Annotated in this window: 17 protein-coding genes and 1 tRNA gene; 1 reads left to right on the plus strand and 17 read right to left on the minus strand. The window is 27.0% G+C overall.

Translation table 11 applies throughout. The annotated features are described in order from the left end of the window. Positions 1–5: 5 nt before the first annotated feature. From AZI32_RS11055 to AZI32_RS11070, 4 genes are all read right to left on the minus strand, one after another. Positions 6–81 (minus strand) — tRNA-Pro (locus AZI32_RS11055). Positions 82–439: 358 nt separating this feature from the next. Then, on the minus strand, positions 440–910 hold the full coding sequence (locus AZI32_RS11060; RefSeq protein ID WP_061995897.1) for a metallophosphoesterase: 471 nt from the start codon (positions 908–910) through the stop codon (positions 440–442). 128 nt (positions 911–1038) lie between these two features. Next, positions 1039–1638, minus strand: a complete 600-nt coding sequence (gene rdgB / locus AZI32_RS11065) for an RdgB/HAM1 family non-canonical purine NTP pyrophosphatase (RefSeq protein WP_061995898.1) — start codon at positions 1636–1638, stop codon at positions 1039–1041. Between the two features lie 79 nt (positions 1639–1717). Continuing rightward, positions 1718–2695: an AIR synthase family protein gene (locus AZI32_RS11070; protein WP_061995899.1), complete on the minus strand. Its 978-nt coding sequence runs from the start codon at positions 2693–2695 to the stop codon at positions 1718–1720. Positions 2696–3078: 383 nt separating this feature from the next. On the opposite strand from AZI32_RS11070, the gene AZI32_RS11075 reads away from it, so the two are divergent. Then, positions 3079–4476 carry a hypothetical protein gene (locus tag AZI32_RS11075; RefSeq protein ID WP_061995900.1) on the plus strand — a complete coding sequence of 466 codons (1398 nt, stop codon included), beginning with the start codon at positions 3079–3081 and terminating at the stop codon, positions 4474–4476. 14 nt (positions 4477–4490) lie between these two features. On the opposite strand, the gene AZI32_RS11080 is transcribed toward AZI32_RS11075, so the two are convergent. From AZI32_RS11080 to AZI32_RS11140, 13 genes are all read right to left on the minus strand, one after another. Then, entirely contained in the window at positions 4491–6044 is a 1554-nt protein-coding gene (locus tag AZI32_RS11080; RefSeq protein ID WP_061995901.1) for an ABC transporter substrate-binding protein, read from the minus strand. A gap of 353 nt (positions 6045–6397) precedes the next feature. Further along, positions 6398–8386, minus strand: coding sequence for an NAD-dependent DNA ligase LigA (gene ligA / locus AZI32_RS11085; protein ID WP_061995902.1), 1989 nt, complete (start codon positions 8384–8386; stop codon positions 6398–6400). A 512-nt stretch (positions 8387–8898) separates the two neighbouring features. Further along, positions 8899–11142 carry a DNA helicase PcrA gene (gene pcrA / locus AZI32_RS11090; RefSeq protein ID WP_061995903.1) on the minus strand — a complete coding sequence of 748 codons (2244 nt, stop codon included), beginning with the start codon at positions 11140–11142 and terminating at the stop codon, positions 8899–8901. A 363-nt stretch (positions 11143–11505) separates the two neighbouring features. Beyond that, positions 11506–11811 (minus strand): YerC/YecD family TrpR-related protein, encoded by a 306-nt coding sequence (locus tag AZI32_RS11095; protein WP_010294242.1) that lies wholly within the window; start codon positions 11809–11811, stop codon positions 11506–11508. A 504-nt stretch (positions 11812–12315) separates the two neighbouring features. Beyond that, positions 12316–12543, minus strand: a complete 228-nt coding sequence (gene secG, locus AZI32_RS11100) for a preprotein translocase subunit SecG (protein ID WP_010294243.1) — start codon at positions 12541–12543, stop codon at positions 12316–12318. A gap of 208 nt (positions 12544–12751) precedes the next feature. Further along, entirely contained in the window at positions 12752–14047 is a 1296-nt protein-coding gene (eno, locus tag AZI32_RS11105) for a phosphopyruvate hydratase (protein WP_010294244.1), read from the minus strand. Between the two features lie 70 nt (positions 14048–14117). Further along, positions 14118–15653 carry a 2,3-bisphosphoglycerate-independent phosphoglycerate mutase gene (gene gpmI / locus AZI32_RS11110; protein WP_061995904.1) on the minus strand — a complete coding sequence of 512 codons (1536 nt, stop codon included), beginning with the start codon at positions 15651–15653 and terminating at the stop codon, positions 14118–14120. A gap of 21 nt (positions 15654–15674) precedes the next feature. After that, the gene (tpiA, locus tag AZI32_RS11115; RefSeq protein WP_061995905.1) at positions 15675–16421 is read right to left on the minus strand and encodes a triose-phosphate isomerase; all 747 of its coding nucleotides are present in this window, start codon (positions 16419–16421) and stop codon (positions 15675–15677) included. 60 nt (positions 16422–16481) lie between these two features. Next, positions 16482–17681: a phosphoglycerate kinase gene (locus tag AZI32_RS11120; RefSeq protein ID WP_061995906.1), complete on the minus strand. Its 1200-nt coding sequence runs from the start codon at positions 17679–17681 to the stop codon at positions 16482–16484. A 340-nt stretch (positions 17682–18021) separates the two neighbouring features. Then, entirely contained in the window at positions 18022–19029 is a 1008-nt protein-coding gene (gap, locus tag AZI32_RS11125; RefSeq protein WP_061995907.1) for a type I glyceraldehyde-3-phosphate dehydrogenase, read from the minus strand. 44 nt (positions 19030–19073) lie between these two features. Beyond that, entirely contained in the window at positions 19074–20105 is a 1032-nt protein-coding gene (locus tag AZI32_RS11130) for a sugar-binding domain-containing protein (protein ID WP_061995908.1), read from the minus strand. A 126-nt stretch (positions 20106–20231) separates the two neighbouring features. After that, positions 20232–21587, minus strand: coding sequence for an RNA polymerase factor sigma-54 (gene rpoN, locus AZI32_RS11135; RefSeq protein WP_061995909.1), 1356 nt, complete (start codon positions 21585–21587; stop codon positions 20232–20234). 831 nt (positions 21588–22418) lie between these two features. Further along, positions 22419–22826, minus strand: coding sequence for a GNAT family N-acetyltransferase (locus AZI32_RS11140; protein ID WP_061995910.1), 408 nt, complete (start codon positions 22824–22826; stop codon positions 22419–22421). Between the last annotated feature and the right edge of the window lie 45 nt (positions 22827–22871).

A 22871-nucleotide genomic window follows, 5' to 3' on the forward strand; every position in this document is an offset into this window, starting at 1 on the left:
AAAAGTGGTCGGGGTGACAGGGATTGAACCTGCGACCTCATGGTCCCAAACCACGCGCGCTCCCATCTGCGCCACACCCCGATATACTTACTTGCTCATCGTTAAGAACTTGTTTTATCTCCTAACGACAATAGTTATTCTACATTATCTTGCAAAATAAGTCAACACTTTTTGTTGAAAAAGTTTATTTTTTTTGCAGAAATATTACCAACTATTGAAAACACTACCTTACAATACTATAAAAAAATATGCATTTCATTATTTTTTTATAGTATTGTAATATATTTTTTTTACCTTTTATTAATATTAATATATTTTTATAAAAATAATCATTTTTATCCTATATTCATTATTTAGTTAATTTAAAGAATACTATAAATATTAGATTTAATATTTTTTTAAATATTAATATAATTCCCCTTTTATCATATGTTTATACTTAAATCCTTATAATTTTGCACTCTATATTATTCTCATTAATTTCCATTATAGCTATAGATGGATTTCTATCTATAGGTTCACCTACACTCCCTGGATTTATGAATAATATACCTCCATCTTTTTCTATAAATGACATGTGGCTATGTCCATATAAAACAATATTAGCACCGATCTCCATTGCCCTATATTTTAGATTAAAAGTATTTAATTTAACTCTATAACAATCACCATGAGTTAAAAATATTGTATGTCCTTTTAGTTTATATACAGCTTCTTTAGATAATTTTTTCGTTGTATCACAGTTACCACAAACCCCTATTATTTTCCCTTTATAAATTCTTTTTATATAATCAATATCCTCATAATTATCTCCTAAATGGAAAACAAGATCACACTTTTTAATTTTTTCTGTTGCTTTATCCATATTTGCTTTATTTCTATGAGTATCACTAAGAATCCCAACTAACATTTTCTATATTACCCTTTCTCTAATAAAAACTTATTTTAAAAATATATCTCACCAATAAAAATTTATTAGTGAGATATATTTATTTAAAGTACCAAATTTCAACTTATATTTCTTCAAAGCAATATTTTTTATATTTTATTTAATTCTTTCTTTAATTGTTCTAACGCTCTTCCTCTATGACTCATTGCATTTTTAACCTCACTAGACACTTCGCCAAATGTTTTTTCTAATTCTTCAACATAAAACAATGGATCGTATCCAAATGCACCTTCTATTTCTCTATATTCTTCAGTTATCTTACCATTAACTTTACCTTCTACTTTTACTACAGTATTGTCATTAACGATTAATACCATAGCACAAAGAAATGCAGCCTCCCTTTTTTTAAAAGGAACACCTTGTAATTCTCTTATAAGTTTTTTATTATTTTCTATACTATTCCCATGTTCTCCACTATATCTAGCTGAGTATATTCCTGGAGCACCCTTTAAAGCATCTACTGCTAATCCAGAATCATCTGCTAAAACCATATATTTTCCTTTGCATAAATCATATATAGCTTTAGCTTTTATGTATGAATTTTCCATAAAAGTTTTTCCATTCTCTTCAATGTCTATTTCTATTCCCGCTTCTTTTAGACCTAGTATTTCATACGAAAAATCTTTCAACATTTCCTTTATTTCTTCTATTTTATGATTATTATTGCTTGCCACTATTATCTTTTTCATGTCATTCTCCTTTTATATTGTTAACTTTTTATTTATATATTTATCATTAATATAAACTTTTATCTTTTTTAACTATATTTTAATTAATATTAAAAAGTTCATCTCTTTTTGGAGGTCTAACTTCTATCTTACAATTATTCTCTATTAGCACTCCTTTAGCCTCTGTTATTTTTCCTATTACTGCACCCTCTATATTTTCATCTTTTAGTTTTCTAACAAGTTCATCTCCGTTTTTTGTAATTATAACCATACTTCCAGAGGATATAAATCTTAAGGGATCTATTTTAAACTCATTACATAATTTCATTGTTATTTCACTTACAGGTATTTTTTCTTTATATATTTCGAACCCTAAATTGCTGCCTTCTGCCATTTCCCAAAGTGCACCTAATAGTCCACCTTCTGTAATGTCATGCATTGCATTAACTTTATAATTACCTGCTATTATTCCTTCTTTTACAACACTTATATCATTTACATACTCTCTTGCAAGCTTAATTTCTTCATCTGTAAGTACTTTTCTACAACGCTGTTCATAATCATTAACTAGTATACTAGTTCCCTCTATACACAATCTTTTTGTAACTACAATATCATCACCTGTTTTAGCACCCCTTGTTGATATGGCAGATAAAGCTTTTCCTTTTCCTAAAGCGGTGCAAGAAACCACTATTTTATTTACAGCTTCTGTTACTTCTGTATGTCCACCTAAAATTTCTACATTTAATTTCTTAGTCTCTTCATCTATTTCCATCATAATTTTTTTTATATCTTCTAATGTAGCCGTAGGTGGTACCAATATTGTTACAAGTATACCTACTGGTTCTACTCCACAAGATGCTATATCATTGCAATTTATATTAACTGCTATCCTACCTATATTTTCATCTGCACCTGTTACCGGATCTGTTGAAACCACACATTCATAATCACCATAATTTATAACGGCACAATCTTCTCCTATACCATTACTTATTCTAACGTCTTTTCTTTTAACACTTTTATTATTATCTATAATTTCTTTTAAATCATCCCAATTAAGCTTTCCAACCTTCATAAGTACATCTCCTTTTTTTCCACTAATCCCATTACACTTCTATAGGGTTCCAAGTTGACTTTTAAAATTATCCATTCCAAAATTTGGATATCTAGAATAGTGAGACATGCTCTGAATCACTTAAAATTCAACACTGTATCTCGTGTGAAAATATTTTAAAGTTATTGAATAAATTTAAATTGGAGCTTGTTTCCCTATAGTTATAATTGGTTCATAATCCTCTTTATAAAAACATATTATATATTAAAATAGATTTATTATTATGTATTAAAATTTAATTTCCAATAAAATTATTAATTAAATAACATTTATTTCAGATTTAAGCACATTTTCTAATTTACAATCATATTATTAAATATAATCAATATTATGGTGGTGTTACGTTGAGATATATAGGTCCTTTTCTAAGAATTAATATACTAGATAATGAAAACATAAAAAGTCAACTTTTCCATTTATCAAAACACTCTATTTTTAACATAGTATTTAGTTCAGGCTGTGGGGTTATTTCACCTAATTTAAGGTCTAAAAATAAAATCTTACCCACAACTGATGATATCATAAACGATGCAAATTCTCCACTACTTAGCCTTTATAGAAAGGCTAATGGAAAACTTTTAACTACAGATTCTCAGCTTAAATGGAATGAAAAAAAATTTAAAAAAGAGATAAATATTGCTGCTAATGCTCTTATGACTTTATCTATATTAGAACTTGCAGATTATTATAATGAATTTTTGGATATAGATGAAAATAAGTATGCTTTGAAAAATCAATATCTAGATTTAGCATCTGAACAATTAGAATTCTACGCTTTGTATTGCAGAAATAATGAAGGAGTTTTTGTAGATAAAGTTGATACAACTGAAGCTATTGCTGGGCAATATAATCTTTATGATAAAAATACTAAATTTAAATTTTCAACTCAAGCACTTTTTATGTCAGCATACTATAAATTTTCAACATATGATAAATTTAATTACAATAATCAATATAAAAATTTTTCTTTAGACATATTAAATATGTTTTTAGATTTTAAAGAAGAGGTATATAACATACCTCAAGATGAATTAATAAAAGTTTGTTTTGCTTTTATTACCTTTTATAAGTATTCACATATAGACGAAGCTAAATATTTACTTCTAGATTTTGCTGATTTGATGCTTGAAAATTTAAAATATATTCCACCAACTGCTTTAAAAGATAATTTAGATACAACTGCTCTTTTATATATAAATTGTATGTTTATTTATAAAGAAACTAAAATTAAAAAATTTAAACAAGCTAGTGAAAAAGCATACTCTGTCTTAGAAAGTCTATACGATTCTAATAAAGGCTTATTTCTAAAAGATATTGAAGAAAAGGAAAATAAAATTTATTGTGATGAAATTATTTTATATCTTTATGCAATGATGCTGCATAATGATATGAAAAAATCTGATGGAGAAGAAAGTGACAATTCTAAGGTAAATAATGTTTATAGAAACCAAGTTATTGGATGGGATTTAGTATTAAGTTGGCCTGATTGTCCTAGTTTAGATGATATTGAGAGATATAAAAATTTTTCTTCTAACTCCGAAGATTTATTACAGGAAGAGTATTTTAGAATGTCTTCACTCCAATCAGCTGAAACAAACGGTTTGGCACCAATTTTTTCGAAATATGTAACTTATAATACACGAAAAAATTCATTAAAACCTAATAAGTTAACTTTCGATGCCTATAAAAACATGTTGATTTTTTATGTTATATTATTTAGTAAAAGAGTAGAAAGATCCTGATGTTTAGGATCTTTCTACTCTTTTAAATTTAATTTTTTTAAATTACAAAGAACTATATTACCGTGTTTATTAATATAAATATTTTCTATATTGTTTTTTTTACATAACACAGTATTTAAATTGTATATTGGTATAATAGGTAATTCTTCTCTTAGAAGATCTTCACATTGCTCATATATTTCAATTTTATCTTTATTGTATTTTTCTCCTAATAATTGCTGTACCGATTTATCATATTTTTCATTTGCAAATCCATAAAACTCTTTATATTTTTCACTTGACAAATTCAAAAAATATTTATCTTTATCTCTGTTGTTATCTAGTTCTAATATCATATGAAACTTATTATTTTTGGTTAGTTCCTCATCATTATTATAAGCTTTTAATTTTATATCAATATCTAAATCATCTTTAATGTCTTTTGACAAATCTTCTGCTATTCTTTTTTCTATAGGATTATTCTTATATAAAAAAGTAATAACTTCATCCTTATATTTACTATTTTTTAAATATCTTAATGCAAGATTATTATTTCCATAAGAAGAAAACTTACCACATTGATCAGCTCCATAACAAGATGCAACATTTCCAAATTCCTTACATATTTGTTGGATAAAAAATTCTTTTGACATACTTTCATTTATTGCTCTTCTAAAATTTAAATCTGTAGTTATTAAATCCTTATTTAAATTAAAGTTTATATACACAGAAGAATCTCCATCAAATCCTTGTAAAAAGTTTTTTTCTTCAAGTCTTGATAATTCATTTATAGGTGGATCAATCATTATGTCTAATTTACTTTCCTTTTCCTCAAAATAAGCTAATGCTTTTTCTTTATCATTAATAAAAGAAATAATAATTTTCTCATTTGTAACTAAATTATTTTTATAATAATTTTCATTTTTTGATATTACAATTTCATTATCCTCTGCTATATCTTGTATTATAAATGGTCCTGTAAATAATGTGTCTTTTGTTATGGTATTTTCATTTTTTAATGCAGTATACTTTCTAAGAGACATCACCGGTTTTGATAACATATATATAAAATTTTCACAAGGATTATTCAATCTTATAGCTAGTGTTTTTTCATCTATTGCCTTTATAGCTACATTAGAGAAATTCTCTGTATCATTTATAAATTGTTTTACTCCAAATATACAATTTAAATCTTCTCTATATATATTTTTTTCATCACATAAGAATTCCTCAAAAAACTGAACAAAATCATTTGCAGTTATCTTTTCCCCATTACTATATCTTATGTTTTCTCTTAAATTAAAAGTATATTGTATTCCGTCCTCACTTACATTATATTCTTTACATAAAGCTGGTACTATTTCACCCTTATCATTTAAAGATACAAGTCCTTCAAATAAAGATACAATTAAATCTTTTTCTCGTACATTTTTATTATCAGTCATAATAAGATTTTTAGGTCTTTGTTCCATATTGTATATTACATATTTATTTTTTTGATTAGACTTACTATTTTCATCATTACCCTCTATTGAAAAAGAAAATAACAAAATTAATATTGTTAATGCTAATAAAATTATCTTTTTCACATTTTTTCCTCCCTTATTATAACTATGTATCTTTTTTAACAGTTCCATATTATCTATTGCTAACATTCATATTAATAAGCCAAGTTTTAAATCGAATACATACAATAAATTCTTTCCATTTTTATAATTGTTTAAACAACATAATATCTTTGTTATAAAAATTTCAACTCATTTATTTAACATATTTTTTAATGACAACTATACTTTTAATTTGATTATCATTTCTAATTATTATAAACGCTGTAAATAATAATTCTTCGTCAAATACAATATCTATATAATAATTTACTGATTTAATATAAAAAATGATTTCTGCAAAATACAGAAATCATTTAAATAATTATTTTAATTCTTTATATCATTGATTTAAATTCTTCTTCACTTAAAATTTTTATCCCTAACTCTTGTGCTTTAGTAAATTTTGACCCTGGTTCTTTTCCTACTAAAACATAATCTGTTTTTTTGCTTACAGAACTAGAAACTTTCGCTCCTAAAGATTCTAATTTATCCTTTATTTCACTTCTAGAATAATATTCTAAAGATCCAGTTACTACTACAGTCTTTCCTTCAAAAACATTTTCAGTTATAGAAACTTCTTGATAATTAGGTTTTACTCCCAAATTTAATAATTCTTCTACATTCTTCTTTACTTCATTTGAATTAAAAAAGTCTATTATACTTTTTGCAACTATATCTCCTATCTCAGGTATAGCTACTAAAGATTCAAATGTTGCATTTACCAAATTATCTATATTTTTATATTCTTTTGCTAAATCTTTAGCGGTTTTCTTACCTACATTTGGAATACCAAGAGCATATATAAATGATGGCAAATCACAAACTTTGCTTTTTTTTATTGCATTTATAAGATTTTGAGATTTTTTTTCACCAAATTTTTCTAAAGTTAAAAGTTGTTCTTTTTCTATTTTATATAAGTATGGTATAGATTTTATATTTAACTTTTCAAAAAGAGCCTCTGCAGTTTTTTCACTAAACCCTTCAATATTCATAGCTTCTCTACTTGCATAATGAACTATGCTTTTAACCATTTGAGGTTTACATGAAAGAGTGTTATCACAAAAATAATGAACTCCATCCTGTACTAATTTGCTACCACAACTCGGACAAACAATTGGTACTTCTATAGGTCTTGAGTTTTCTAAGGATTGTTCTACTACACCCATAATTTCTGGTATAACATCATTTGATCTACGAACAAAAACTTCACAACCAATTCTTACACTTTTTCTATTTATATCATCAATATTATTCAAAGTTGCTCTTTTCACAGTTACGCCACCAAGTTCTACTGGTTGTAAAATAGCAGTTGGTGTAACTCTTCCACTTCTACCAATATTCCACTCAACATCTAATAATACTGTTGATGTTTCCTCTGCTTCAAATTTATATGCAATAGCCCATTTAGGAAATTTAACTGTATACCCTAATAGCTCTCTTGTTTTCATATCATTTATAGCTATAACTGCACCATCTATATCATAATTTAGCTCACTTCTTATTTGTTCTACATAATTTATTTCATCTTCAATTTCTTCTATACTTTTACATACTTTAAAATATGCATCAACTGGAAAACCTTTTTCTATAAGAAATTGTAGCATTTCTATATATGTTTGAAAATTTTCACCTTCGTTATATCCTACATCATAAAAAAATGCTGATAAGTTTCTCCTAGCAGTTTCTTTTACATTTAAATTTCTTAATGCACCTGCCGCTCCATTTCTTAAATTTTTTAATGGTATTTCTGATGTAGCATTATATTTTTCAAATGCTTCCTTTGTCATTATAGCCTCTCCATGTACTTCCATAATTGAATTATCATCTATTTTTAATGGAACAGACTTTATAGTTTTAACCTGACTTGTTATATCCTCACCGATTTCACCGGTTCCTCTTGATGCTGCAACTTTTAAAATTCCATTCTCATCATATGTAAGATTTATTGAAAGACCATCAAATTTTTTTGTTACTACATAACTTAATTCTGGAAGTTTTTCATCATGATTTAAATTATATTCTTTAATAGCCTTTAAATTTCTATTATGAAAATCTTTTATCTCTTGTATGGTTTGAGCTTTATCTAAGCTCCATAATCTGGCTTTATGAGTATATTTCTTAAATTCTGGAAGTATAATATCTCCAACTCTTTGAGTTGGTGAATAAGGTATTATATAACCTAATTCCTTTTCTAATTTGACTAACTCATCATATAATTTATCATATTCTTTATCAGATACAGACGGATTATCCAAAACATAATAGTTATAAGCGTATTTATTTAACAATTCAATAAGCTCTAACATTCTTTCTTTTTTCTCCAAGTTAACCGCTCCTTTAAGTACACATATTTTTAATTTTATATTTACCTATATAGGGATACAAGCTCTATATTTAACTTATATATCAAGACTCTAATTTCAAATGAAAGCATCAACAGTTTTAAAAAATTGACAGTTGACAATGAAATTTGAAACATCATCATGTTTTTTAAATTTGCTTTGCAACTTAAGTTCTATAATAAATAGTTTCAATTTTAGATTAAACATCTCCATAATTGTACATTTTTACTCTCAATTATAAATTGCTTCTAAGGTGATAGTGTAAAATTTGTGAAAATTTTTCACTTGATAAGGGTATAAGTTAAAAAATTATTTTAAAATCCTATATTTTTCAGCTAAAATTGCTCATCATTGCAATTAGGTGCATAAAACAATAAATCCCATCTATAATACATTAGGTATATTATGTAATTAAATATGTTTTATTTTAACCCTAAGTCAATGTGAGCAATTTTTAAAATCTATATAAAATACTTTTCACTAAATTACCTAATCTATAAAAGCTCTATTGGCGCTTTAGATATCATAAGTTTTTTAACACCTTGATTATCAAACGCTATTGTAGCTAATCTTTCTTCACCATTACCAGAAACCGCTATAACTGTACCTAGCCCAAAAACTTTATGTTTTATTTTTCTTCCTTGAGAAATCTCACCTATATTTGCAAAACTTTTTTCATTTTCTTTTGAAAAACTACCTGTTGATGAATTTTTAAACATAGAATTTTGATTATTTCTCAAAGAATGAGGATTGTTATACATTCCATTTCTTGCTTGACTCTTAAATGTATTAACTCCCCTTGCCTTCGCGCCTCCAACTATTTCCTTTAAATTTTGAGGAATTTCCGCTACAAAATCTGAAACTTCATAACTTACTGTTCTACCAAAAACCATACGACTTTCAGCTGAACTTACATAAAGTTTTTCTTTTGCACGAGTTATTGCTACATAGCATAATCTTCTAGACTCTTCCATCTCGTGGAAACTGTTTAATGATGACATTCCTGGGAATATCCCATTTTCCATACCAACTAAAAATACTACAGGAAATTCTAAACCCTTAGCACTGTGTACCGTCATCATAACAGTTGTTTCTTCTTTCTCCTCTAAATTATCTATATCAGATACAAGCGTTACTTTTTCTAAAAATGCAGATAATGATTTATCCTCATTAGTTTTTTCAAAATCAACAGCATCAGATACTAATTCCTTCAAGTTCTCAATTCTTGTTTCATCTTCTGGAGCTTTTGATTTCTTCAGCATATCCATATATCCTGTTTCTTCTATAACTGATAAAATTATCTTTGATATTGGCATATCATCTGTTCTTGTCATCAATGAATTTACGATACCTGTAAATCTATTTATAGAATTTATTGCTTTTGTTGTAAGTCCTGGTATCATCTCTACATCTAATAACGTATTATACAAACAATCTTCTGCCATATTTGCAACTTCTTGAACCTTTGCTACTGTAGCATCACCTATACTTCTTTTAGGTTCATTTATAATTCTTCTTAAGCTTACGTCATCTAATGGGTTGTTTATAAGCTTTAAATATGCCATTATATCTTTAATTTCTTTTCTATCATAGAATTTTAACCCACCAACAATTTTATATGGTATATCTTGCTTTCTAAAAGCTTCCTCCAAAATACGTGATTGAGAGTTCATTCTATATAAAACAGCAAAATCTTTATATGTTTTATTTTCCTCTCTCATTAATCTTTTTATTTCACTGGCTACGAAATTTCCTTCATCTATATCACTAAAAGCCCTATATAATTTTATTTTTTCCCCTGGCTCACTTTCAGTTCTTAGTACTTTATCTTTTCTCTGTGCATTATTTTTTATTACCATATTAGCAGCAGTTAATATATTTCCCTTTGAACGATAATTTTGTTCTAGTTTTACTATTTTAGTCTTAGGATAGTCTTTTTCAAAATCTAATATATTTCTAATATCTGCGCCTCTCCATTGATATATACATTGGTCATCATCACCAACCACACAAATATTCTCTTCTTCTCCAACTAATAATTTTACTAATTCATATTGAGCTCTATTTGTATCTTGATACTCATCTACCATTATGTATCTAAATTTTCTTTGGTAAAATTCTCTTACTTCTTGATTTTCTTTTAAAAGTTTTACAGTTATAAATATTAAATCATCAAAATCTAATGCATTGTTAGCTTTAAGTTTCTTTTGATATAAAAGATAGGCATCTGCTATCTTGTTTTTTCTAAAGTCGCTTTGATTTTCACTCTTAAATTTATCTGCAGTTATCAAATCATTCTTTGCATTAGATATTTTTCCTATTATTTCTCCATCAGTTATATCTTTATCATTTATGTTTAATTCCTTGATACATTGCTTAACTAATGTTTTAGAATCATAGCTATCATAAATAGTAAAATTTTTATTATATCCTAGTTTATCTATTTCTCTTCTTAAAATTCTTACGCAACTAGAGTGAAATGTTGATATCCACATTCTTTCAGCTACATCTCCAACTAGTCTAGCAATTCTTTCTTTCATTTCACCTGCAGCTTTATTTGTAAATGTTATAGCTAATATTTGTGAAGGATATATATTTAAATCTTCTATCATATGTGCAATTCTATAAGTTAAAACCCTTGTTTTTCCTGAACCAGCCCCTGCTAATATTAAAACTGGACCGTCAACAGTAGATGCTGCTTCATATTGTTCTTTATTAAGTAAACTTTTTAAATCCATTTTACCACTCCTAATCTAACGTTCTTCTAAGTTTATTAAACGTTTGTTAAATCATATATTATATTTTAAATAATTTGCTAATTTAACACTTTTTAAACAAATAAACTTAATTATATATTTTAAGCTTTAAACTATAATTTTTATTAATTAAAAATAAATAATAAATTAATTGTTATATTCAATCCTATAATTTCCATGTAATAATGTCCTACTATTATACCACAAATTAATAATATATAAGAAAATTTAATAATCCTATTGTTATTTTACCTTCAATTCACAATTATATTAAAAATAAAATACTTTATTTGAATTCAGCTATCTTTATTACCAAATTCAAATAAAGTATTTTCTATTTATATCTTATCTATTTTTCCAATTGACTCTATCAAATACAACTTTATAACCTTGATTGCCATAATTCAAAGATCTATTTACTCTACTTATCGTAGCAGTACTAGCCCCTGTTGTACTCGCTATATCTAAATATGTTCTTCGTTCCATTAACATCCTAGCAACTTGCAATCTTTGCTGTATTGCTTTTATTTCATAAACTGTACAAACGTCTTCAAAAAATCTATAATACTCTTCTTTCGTTTTTAAAGATTGTATGCATTCTATTAAAAAATCCATATCCTTATTTTCTAATCTTGATTTGTATTCCCCCATAAGTATCCCCCTTAGTTCATTAACGTCAGTATCTTAAATGAGTTTTTAAATGTTAAAAGCATAAATTAAAAATCTTAAAACTTTTCTCAAAATTTGCTCTATTTGAATAAATTATATCATATATTACATGCTCCCGTAAAGATAAGAACCTTTAAATATTTTATTGTTGTACAGTTTTAAAAGCTACTATCACAAATTACTATCTATATATAATTTGTGTAACATTTTTGAAATTAAACTTACACTATACTATAGGGTTCCAAGTTTACTTTTAAAATTATTCATTCCCAAACTTGGATACCCCAAATAGTGAGACATGCTCTGAATCACTTGCAACTCAACACTGAATCTTGTATAAAAATATTTTAAGGTTATTGAATAAATTAAAATTGGAGCTTGTTTCCCTATACTTCTAACTAAATTTATTATATATGTCTATTCATATTTAATTTGAACACATATTTCTATACAAAAAAAGATTAAAGTAGACTAGCCACTTTAATCTTACAAAGCATTTATTAATATTACCGAACCTACAAATACTATTGCAAAAAATACTGTAAGTTTTATTAAAAATGATTCTTTAGTTTTTGTTTTGTTTTTAGAATAGAATGTATCTGAACTACCAGTAACTAATCCTTGTAATCCGTTACCTTTACTTGGCTGTAATAATATAACTATCATTAGTAAAACAGCTGACAATATTTGTATTACAGTTAGTGCAGTTTTCATACACACACACCTCCCTATACCATAAAGCATTAATATATTAATATTAACATATTATTATTATAGTTACAATTACGATATTTATATAATATTTATTTTAAAACAACCTAATGTACTTAATTGTATAAACTTAAGTACATTAAAAGGATATCTCTCTATAAATTTTCAATTGAGATATCCTTTTTAAATTATTCTAATATAGATTTAATCACTATCTTTTTATGTTATAGAAAGAATTCATTCCTCTATATTCAGCCATATCTCCCAATTCTTCTTCAATTCTTAGCAATTGGTTATATTTTGCAACTCTTTCACTTCTTGCAGGCGCACCTGTTTTTATTTGTCCTGCATTCATTGCAACAACTAAATCAGCTATTGTTGTATCTTCAGTTTCTCCACTTCTATGAGATACTACTGCTGTGTATCCTTTTCTTGAAGCCATTTCTATAGCATTTATAGTTTCTGTTAATGTTCCTATTTGATTTAATTTTATAAGAATTGAGTTAGCTACTTCCTTTTCAAATCCCATAGCTAATCTTTCTGTATTTGTAACAAATAAATCGTCTCCAACTAATTGCACCTTATCGCCAATTTTATCTGTTAAGTGTTTCCATCCTTCCCAATCTTCTTCTGCCATACCATCTTCAATTGAGATTATTGGGTATTTATTTGCAAGCTCTACATAGTAATCAGCCATTTCTTCTGGAGTCAATATTCTACCTTCACCTGATAAATTATATTTTCCATCTTCAAAGAATTCAGATGATGCTGGGTCTAGCGCTAAGAAAATTTCTTCTCCTGCTTTATATCCTGCTTTTTCTATTGCTTCCATTATAACTTTTATAGCTTCTTCATTTGAAGCTAGGTTTGGTGCAAATCCACCTTCATCACCAACACCTGTTCCTAATCCTTTTTCTTTTAGTATTGATTTTAAAGTATGATATACTTCTGCACACATTCTTAATGCTTCGCTAAATGATTTTGCACCAACTGGCATTATCATAAACTCTTGTAAATCAACGTTATTATCTGCATGTTTTCCACCATTTAATATGTTCATCATTGGAACTGGTAAAACTTTAGCATTAACTCCACCTATATATTGATATAATCCAAGACCTAATGATTCTGCTGCTGCTTTAGCACAAGCAAGAGAAACTCCAAGCATTGCATTTGCACCTAGTTTTCCTTTATTTTTAGTTCCATCAAGTTCTATCATTAATTTATCAATAGCTACTTGATCAAATACATTCATTCCCACTAATTCTTCTGCTATAATTTCATTTACATTATCTACAGCTTTTAAAACACCTTTTCCATTATAAACAGCTTTATCCCCATCTCTTAATTCAACTGCCTCAAACATACCTGTTGATGCACCAGATGGAACTGCTGCTCTTCCTACTGTACCATCATCTAATGTTACTTCTACCTCTACTGTTGGAAATGCTCTTGAATCTAATATTTGTCTTGCATAAACATCAATAATTTCAACATATTGTTTCATAAATATAATCCTCCTAAAAATATCATAAAGTTAATTTTTTATTAATAAATTTTTATTTTTATATACTAAATTAATGTTCTATCAGGGAATTCCCTGTCATTTCTTTTGGTTTTTCAATTCCCATAGCATCTAGCATTGTTGGCGCAATATCTGCTAATATTCCACCATCTTTTAATTTTATTTTATTACCTGATACACATATAAATGGAACTTCATTTGTTGTATGAGACGTCATTGGCTTTCCAGTAGAAAAATCTATCATCTGCTCTGCATTTCCATGGTCTGCTGTTATAAATACAGTTCCATTTAGCTCTAAAACCTTATCAACAACTTTTTCAAGGCATTCATCTACAGTCTCTATTGCCTTAACTGCTGCATCCAATACACCAGTATGCCCTACCATATCTGGATTAGCATAATTTAATATTATAAGGTCATATTGTTTTGTATCTAATCTACTTAATACTTCATTTGTTACCTCTTTTGCACTCATTTCTGGTTTCAAATCATATGTTGCAACTTTAGGTGAAGGTATTAATGCCCTATCTTCATTATTGTTAGGCTGTTCTACTCCTCCATTAAAGAAAAAAGTAACATGTGCATATTTCTCTGTTTCTGCAATTCTAAGTTGTTTTAGTCCTTTAGATGCTACATATTCCCCTAAAGTATTTTTATATTGTTGAGGTTTAAATGCTATGTTTACATTTTCTAAAGTATTATCATATTGAGTCATGGTAACAAAATTTAAACTCAAAGTTTCTCTATCAAATTTTTCAAAAACTTTATCATTTATTGCCCTTGTTATTTCTCTTGCTCTGTCTGGTCTAAAATTAAAGAATATTACTGAATCATTATTTTGTATTTTTCCAACAGCTTCATTTTCTCCATTTACTATAACTGTAGGAATTACAAATTCATCTGTTTTATTATCATGATAAGATTTTTCTACTGCTTCTACTGCACTATGTGATTTTTCACCCTCACCTTTAACTATAGCATTATAAGCAAGTTGAATACGTTCCCAACGATTATCTCTATCCATTGCATAGTATCTTCCACTTACCGTAGCAATCTTTCCAATATTCTCTTCTTTTAAGTATTCTTCTAATTCTTTAATATAATTACATGATGAAGATGGAGGAACATCTCTTCCATCCAAAAAACAATGTATATAAACTTTTTCTAATTGATTTTTTTTACATAAACTTATTAGAGCCTTTAAATGATTTATATGTGAATGAACTCCACCATCTGATAAAAGCCCCATAATATGCATTGATGAACTATTATCTTTTGCACTTTTTATACATTTTAAAAATTCATTATTTGTAAAAAACTCTCCATCGTCTATACTTTTATTTATCCTTGTTAGCTCTTGATATACAACTCTACCTGCACCTATATTTAAATGGCCAACTTCTGAATTTCCCATTTGTCCTTCCGGAAGCCCTACACTTAAACCTGAAGCTTTTACTTTTGTCATTGGATAATTGGCTTTTATATTTTCATAGTTTGGATTTTTAGAAATTTTTACTGCATTGCCATCTAAATTATCACTTAAACCAAATCCATCTAATATCATGAGCATCATTGGTTTTTTAGACATTCTATCACCCTTTGCTAAAATTTAATAGTTTACAATATCACTAAAATCTTTTGCTTTTAAACTTGCTCCACCTATTAATCCGCCATCAATGTGTTCTTTTGACATTTGTTCTTTTATTGTTGAAGGTTTTACTGAACCACCATATTGTATTCTTATACTATTACTTATATTATTATCATAAAGTTTTTCAACTACACTTCTTATAAATCCGATTGTATCATTAGCCTCGTCAGCTGTAGCTGTTTTTCCTGTACCTATTGCCCATATTGGTTCATAAGCAATTATCATTTTTCCTACTTGCTCTTTTGATAATCCATCTAAAGCCTTAGTTACTTGATTTTCTAATATTTTTTCTGTTATGTTACCTTCTCTTTGTTCTAAACTTTCACCTACACAAAGTATTGGTAATATGTTATGATTAAATGCAGCTTTTAGCTTTTTATTAACAGTCTCATCACTTTCATTAAAATACTGTCTTCTTTCACTATGCCCGATAATAACATATTCCACACCTAGCTCTTCAAGCATACCTGGAGATACCTCTCCTGTAAATGCTCCTTTTTCTTCAAAATGCATATTTTGAGCCCCAACTTTTATATTAGTCCCTTTAACAGCCTCTACCACTGATGATAATGCTATAAAACTTGGACAAACCACTACATCACATTTTGCATCTTTAACTAAAGGTTTTAATCCATTTACTAACTCTAAAGCTTCTTTTATAGTATTATGCATTTTCCAGTTTCCTGCAATTATTGCTTTTCTCATAACTTTCCTCCATAAAATTAGTTATAAATTCTTTTAAATATACTATATCAAAATTATCAACTATTTGTCATTTAAAGCTACTATACCAGGAAGTGCTATTCCTTCTAAAAATTCTAAAGAAGCTCCACCTCCAGTAGATATATGTGTCATTTTCTCCCCTAACTGAAACATATTTACTGCTGCCGCACTATCTCCACCACCAATTATAGTAGTTGCTTCTTTATTTTCAGCTAAAGCCTTAGCTATAGTTTTAGTTCCATTTTCAAAATTTTTAAATTCAAAAACTCCCATTGGTCCATTCCACACTATAGTTTTAGACTCTAATATCGCCTTTTTATATAATTCCACAGTTTTAGGTCCTATATCAAGTCCCATATAACCTTTTTCTATATTTTTTTCCTCTGTTATTATTGCCTTTGCATCTTTAGAAAATTCATTAGCTATAACATGATCTACAGGAATCAAAAATTTAACATTTTTTTCTTCTGCTTTTTTCATCATATCTTTGGCATAATCTAATTTATCTTCTTCCACTAATGAATTTCCAACTTCATACCCATTAGCTTTTAAAAATGTGTATGCCATACCGCCACCAATGATTAAATTATCAACTTTTTCTAATAAATTATTTATTACATTTATCTTATCAGAAACTTTAGCTCCACCTAATATAGCTGTAAATGGTCTAACAGGCTGTTCAACTGCATCACCTAAGAATTTAAGTTCTTTTTGTATTAAATATCCACAAACAGAATCCTTAACAAAGTTAGTTACCCCTACAGTAGAACAATGCGCTCTATGAGCAGTTCCAAAAGCATCATTTACAAATATATCACAAACTGAAGCTAACTCTTTTGAGAAAATTTCATCATTTTTAGTTTCTTCTTTTCTGAATCTAGTATTCTCTAATAAGGCAATTTCACTATCTTTTAATTGTTCAATTTCCTTTTTAACACTTTCTGATATAACATTATCATCTTTTAAAAATTTTACATCCTTGTTTAAAAGTTCTGACAATCTATCTGCTACTGGCTTTAATGATAATTCCGGCTTTGCTTCGCCTTTTGGTTTTCCTAAATGAGAACAAAGGATAACTTTTCCACCTTTTTCTATTAAATAATTTATTGTTGGCAACGCACCTAATAATCTATTTTCATCTGTTATTTTTCCTTCTGATAAAGGTACATTAAAATCACATCTTACTAATATTTTTTTGCCCTTTATATTTATGTCTTCTATAGTTTTCTTATTGAATATCACGTTAAAACCCCTTTCAATAAATATACTTTTCAGCACCTATCAAATACTGTTTAAATATTATATATAAATTAATTTTTTATTTTTATTAAATTACTTAAAAGACTTTTTTATATAATTTTATCTTTTCATTAATAATTTTAACACTTTTTTCGTATTTGTGATACATTATTTTTAATTTTTAGCTAAATAATGTATACTTTTTACCTTTTTCTTCTTTATAAAATAATTTTAAATTAATTTTTTAACTTTTCTGATTTTAACTGATAAAAATAAAATCTAGTTCTATTTTGCTTAAGAACTAGATTTTTATTATAAAATATGGATAATATTATAGGTCTAATTATAGTCTTTCAGCAACATATTTTGTTAAATCTGCTAATCTATTTGAATATCCCCATTCATTATCATACCATGAAACAACCTTAACCATGTTGTCTGATATTAACATAGTAGATAATCCATCAACTATTGAAGATCTTTCATCCCCTCTATAGTCAATTGATACTAATGGTTCTTCACTATATCCAAGTATTCCTTTTAACTCTCCCTCAGCTGCCTTTCTAAATGCATCATTTATTTCTTCAACAGTGGCATTTTTTGATATTTCACACACTAAGTCCGTAATTGATACTGTTGGAGTAGGGACTCTTACAGCCATACCATTTAGTTTTCCTTTTAATTGAGGTAATACCAAAGATACTGCCTTTGCAGCTCCTGTTGTTGTTGGAATCATAGCTTCCGCTGCTGCTCTTGCTCTTCTTAAATCACTATGAGGAGCATCTAATATTTTTTGATCGTTTGTATATGAATGAATAGTAGTCATAAGACCTTTTACTATTCCAAACTCTCTATCTAAAATCTTAGCAAATGGTGCTAAACAGTTAGTTGTACAAGATGCATTTGAAATTATATTATGATTATTTGAATCATAATCACTTTCATTCACGCCTAATACTATTGTTATATCTTCATTTTTAGCTGGTGCTGAAATTAAAACTTTCTTTGCTCCTGCTTCAATATGTGCCTTTGCCTTATTTCCATCTGTAAATTTCCCACTTGCTTCTATTACAATATCTACACCTAATACTCCCCAAGGAATATTGTGTGGATCTCTCTCTGCAAATATTTTTATAGATTTACCATTAACAACAATTTCATTTTCAGTATTTTCTACTGTGCCTTCAAATTGTCCATATAGTGAATCGTATTTCAATAAATGAGCTAATGTGTCTGCATCTGTTAAATCATTGATTGCTACAACTTCTAAATCATCATTATATTTGTTAATTAATGCCTTAAAAAAATTTCTTCCTATTCTTCCAAATCCATTTATACCAACTTTAATCATAATATCTTACCTCCTAAGATAATTTGTTATAATGAAATTCTAATTTACTCTTTAATTAATACATCGTAAATTTCTCTTGCTGTAGCTTCATCAGTAACTAGTACCTCATTTTCAGTACCCCTTGCTACTGCAATTATAGCTTTTGCTTTCGCTTTACCAGCTGCTACTGCAATCATATATTCTATTGATGGAACTTGATTTTTTTGTATTCCTATAGTTTCCATTGAATGAACTATTTTTCCTTCATAATTAAAATAATGTCCATAAGCCTCACCTACAGCATCTAAATGCTGTATTTTTTCCATTGCGGCTTTTTTCAATTCTCTTCTTTTAGACATTTCATTTGCATTACCTATACCATGAATAACTATATTAGATTTTGCAATATTATTAAAAATTTCTTTTATGCCCTCTTCATTTAAAAGAGCTTTATAAGTATTACTGCTTAAATTATCCGGTATATGAAGTATTTCATAATTACCGTTTAATTTTGATGCCAGTCTCCCTGCTAGTGTATTTGAGTGACATTCTATGTCTTTTCCTATACCACCTCTTGCTGGTAATACTAATATATTTTCGAAGCCTTGGACATTAGGGAAGTTATCCACTACTTCTTTAACAGTATTTCCACCTGTCAGGGAAATTATTATATTATCTTGTAATATCTTTTTTATATAATTAACTGTAATCTTTCCTAATTCATTTAAAACTGAACTATCTTCATCTATATCTCCAGCAACAATAATAATATCTTTTAAATTTAATTTACTTTTTATACCTTCTTCTAAAGATTTAAATTCTTTCATTTCTCTTATAAAATTTTTTAATCCTTGAAGAATTTCTTCACCTTCACTTGTTATAGTCATTCCTGGATTACTTATTTCTATAAGTTTCTGATCTTTTAAAAAGTTTATTTCACTTCTTACAACTCTTTCGCTTAATTTGAGGTTAGTAGCTAAAAGTCTTCTTCCTATTGGCTGACTATAATATATGTTAGTTAAGATATTATATCTCATTTCCAGAACATCTAGAATTTCTGGCACTAATTTTACCTGTATTTTTAATAGTTCTTGCATAATTAGCACTCCTTTGGGACACTTTTTGTCCATAGGTGGTTTTTTGTCCCTCTTTATTCATTATTATATACTAAAAAGCTATTCTTGTGAATAGCTTTTTTTGTTAAGTTTATTTTAATTTTAAAATTATAATCTTTTTCGTCTTGATGAACTTAATATTCCTAATTCTTCTCTATATTTAGCTATAGTTCTTCTTGATATATTTATACCATCATCATTTAAGATTTCACATATCTTAGAATCGGAAAGAGGCTTTTTTTTATCTTCATTTTCTATTATCTCTTCAATTTTTTTCTTAATATTATAAGTTGATATATCTTCTCCATCTGTAGATATGCTATTTGTAAATAAATCTTTTATTCTTATAACTTTTCCAGTTGGCAATGCAATATACTTGTCTTTTATAGCCCTGCTAACAGTTGATTCATGAAACTCTAAATTATCTGCTATAACTTTTATTGTCATAGGCTTTAAATGCGATGTTCCATATAAAAAATATTTCTTTTGAATATTTATTATATCTTCTATAACAAGTTGTAATGTATTTCTTCTACTTTCTATACTTTTCATTAAAAAAATTGCTTTATTCACTTTTTCTTTTACATAATCAACAGTTTCTTTCTCATCACAATTATTAAGCACTTCTTTATAGGTATTGTTAATATTTAATTTAGGCAACATAGAATCATTCATAATTACTATAAATTCATCATCTATTCTTTTTATAACTGCATCGGGGATTATATAATTGGTTTCATCTCCAGTAAAAAATCCCCTGGATGGTTTAGGTTCTAGAGTTCGTATTACATCAATATAATACTGTACTTTTTCACCGTCTATTTTCAACTCCTTAGCTATATTTAACAATTTTCCTTTAGATATGTCTTGTAGATGATTATCAATTATTATATATATGCATTCATCTTTAATCTTCTTTTTGTCTAGCTGAATTTTTAAACATTCCTTCAAATTTCTAGCTCCGATTCCTTCTGGTTCTAGGCTTTGTATTATACCTAACGCTTTATTCACGTCTTGTATTGAACATTTGTTTCTATTTGCTGTTTCTTCTATATCTTCTTCAAAATATCCTTTATGATTTAAGGATTCTATTATATATAAACAAACTTTAAACATTACCTTGTCCATTTTAAAATCTATAAGCTGCTTTTTTAAATAATCTTTTAAAGATTCCTTTTCTACAACAAAATTTAATGGAGATATTTCTTCGTCCTTTTCCTTATAGTAATCGTAATCCTTCCCTCTTTTATTATCATCTAAAAAATTTATTAATTTTTTCAAGTCTATTGCTTCTAATTTATTATCATCTTTAGATTCTAAAGCTATATTTTCTTCTAACTCTTTATTTATGTATGTCATTAAATCATAGGTGGACATTTGTAAAAGTTTTATAGAAAGTTGCATTTCCATAGTCATAACTAGCTTCTGTTCCATAGAAAGCTTCAAATCAAAACCTAAATTCATTTCATCACAATCCTTATCAAATAATTTTACTAAGTATTATAGAGATATAGGGAAACAAGCTCACATTTAAATTTATTCAATAACTTTAAAATATCTTTATACAAAATATAGTGTTGAATTTTAAATATTTCGGAGCATGTCTCACTATTTTGGGTATCCAAGTTTTGAAACAAGTAATTTTAAAAGTCAACTTGAAACCCTATATAAACTTTAAATTAAATTTTCTGAATGTTACGTTTGTTTTTATTGTTTTGCTATTATATAGGGAAACAAGCTCAAATTTAAATTTATTCAATAGCTTTAAAATATTTTTATACAAAATATAGTGTTGAATTCCAAGTGATTCAGAGCATGTCTCACTATTTGGGGTATCCAAGTTTTGGAATGGATAATTTTAAAAGTCACTTGGAACCCTATATTAATCCAAAATTTACTTTAATAAATTAAATAAGATTAGCATCTTATTAGACTAACCTTAATTATATAATTTGAATAACTTCTTTATTAGCAACTCTTTGTGATTTATTTAAATTTAGTTATTCTTTATATTAAATTTTCCTATTTATAAAATTATTTTTAATTTCATTATATTTATATAACAATACTAACTCAATTATATCATATTTGTTTTAATATTTCATAAATTCTCTATTGTTTTAAACAATGTTGTATATGAAATAAAGCCGGTTTCAAAGTAGAATTCACTACATCTTAACCGACTTCATTATTATATTAAAACAGAGCATCTAGTCTCATATAAACTTTCTACTTGAACAAAATTTTAATTGGCTTTAAACTCTAAAATTAAAAAGTTGAGCTAAATTTTAAATCCTATATATTCATTATCAATTTATTATCTTTATCCTTTGTAAAACCTAATTTAGTGTAAAAACCTTTTAACTTTTCATCATTATCTACAATTATAGATTTTCCACAATTTTTCTTAACCACTTCTAATGCATATTTAACCATAGCACCTCCTAATCCTAAATTTCTTCTATCTTCTAATAGGTTAATTTTATTTATTTTATAAACTTTATCATCTACCTTTTTTAAAATCATAGTTCCTATTATCTCTTTACTATCCTCCAAATCATGTTCTTCAGTTGTAAATATAAAATCTTTATCTGATATTTTGCTATCTTCCTTATTCAACAACGATTTTTTTTCAACTTCATTTTTTATTTCTTCAATTCGCTCACTTGTATTATCAAATTCCTTAATAACTACTATTTTCATAATTTTCCTCCTACCATACTATTTATATAAATTTCAATTCAATTT

Source organism: Clostridium sp. ATCC 25772 (assembly GCF_001573875.1).
GTDB classification, from domain to species: Bacteria; Bacillota; Clostridia; order Clostridiales; family Clostridiaceae; genus Clostridium_J; species Clostridium_J senegalense.

Bases quoted from the DNA above. Each gene is read 5' to 3' on its own strand.
- AZI32_RS11095 (WP_010294242.1), bottom strand. From the start codon at position 11,811: ATGGGGGAATACAAATCAAGATTAGAAAATAAGGATATGGATTTTTTA.
- AZI32_RS11130 (WP_061995908.1), bottom strand. From the start codon at position 20,105: ATGCAAGAACTATTAAAAATACAGGTAAAATTAGTGCCAGAAATTCTA.
- eno (WP_010294244.1), bottom strand. From the start codon at position 14,047: ATGAAACAATATGTTGAAATTATTGATGTTTATGCAAGACAAATATTA.
- gpmI (WP_061995904.1), bottom strand. From the start codon at position 15,653: ATGTCTAAAAAACCAATGATGCTCATGATATTAGATGGATTTGGTTTA.
- secG (WP_010294243.1), bottom strand. From the start codon at position 12,543: ATGAAAACTGCACTAACTGTAATACAAATATTGTCAGCTGTTTTACTA.
- AZI32_RS11060 (WP_061995897.1), bottom strand. From the start codon at position 910: ATGTTAGTTGGGATTCTTAGTGATACTCATAGAAATAAAGCAAATATG.
- AZI32_RS11070 (WP_061995899.1), bottom strand. From the start codon at position 2,695: ATGAAGGTTGGAAAGCTTAATTGGGATGATTTAAAAGAAATTATAGAT.
- pcrA (WP_061995903.1), bottom strand. From the start codon at position 11,142: ATGGATTTAAAAAGTTTACTTAATAAAGAACAATATGAAGCAGCATCT.
- rpoN (WP_061995909.1), bottom strand. From the start codon at position 21,587: ATGAATTTAGGTTTTGATTTGAAGCTTTCTATGGAACAGAAGCTAGTT.
- rdgB (WP_061995898.1), bottom strand. From the start codon at position 1,638: ATGAAAAAGATAATAGTGGCAAGCAATAATAATCATAAAATAGAAGAA.
- AZI32_RS11140 (WP_061995910.1), bottom strand. From the start codon at position 22,826: ATGAAAATAGTAGTTATTAAGGAATTTGATAATACAAGTGAGCGAATT.
- tpiA (WP_061995905.1), bottom strand. From the start codon at position 16,421: ATGAGAAAAGCAATAATTGCAGGAAACTGGAAAATGCATAATACTATA.
- gap (WP_061995907.1), bottom strand. From the start codon at position 19,029: ATGATTAAAGTTGGTATAAATGGATTTGGAAGAATAGGAAGAAATTTT.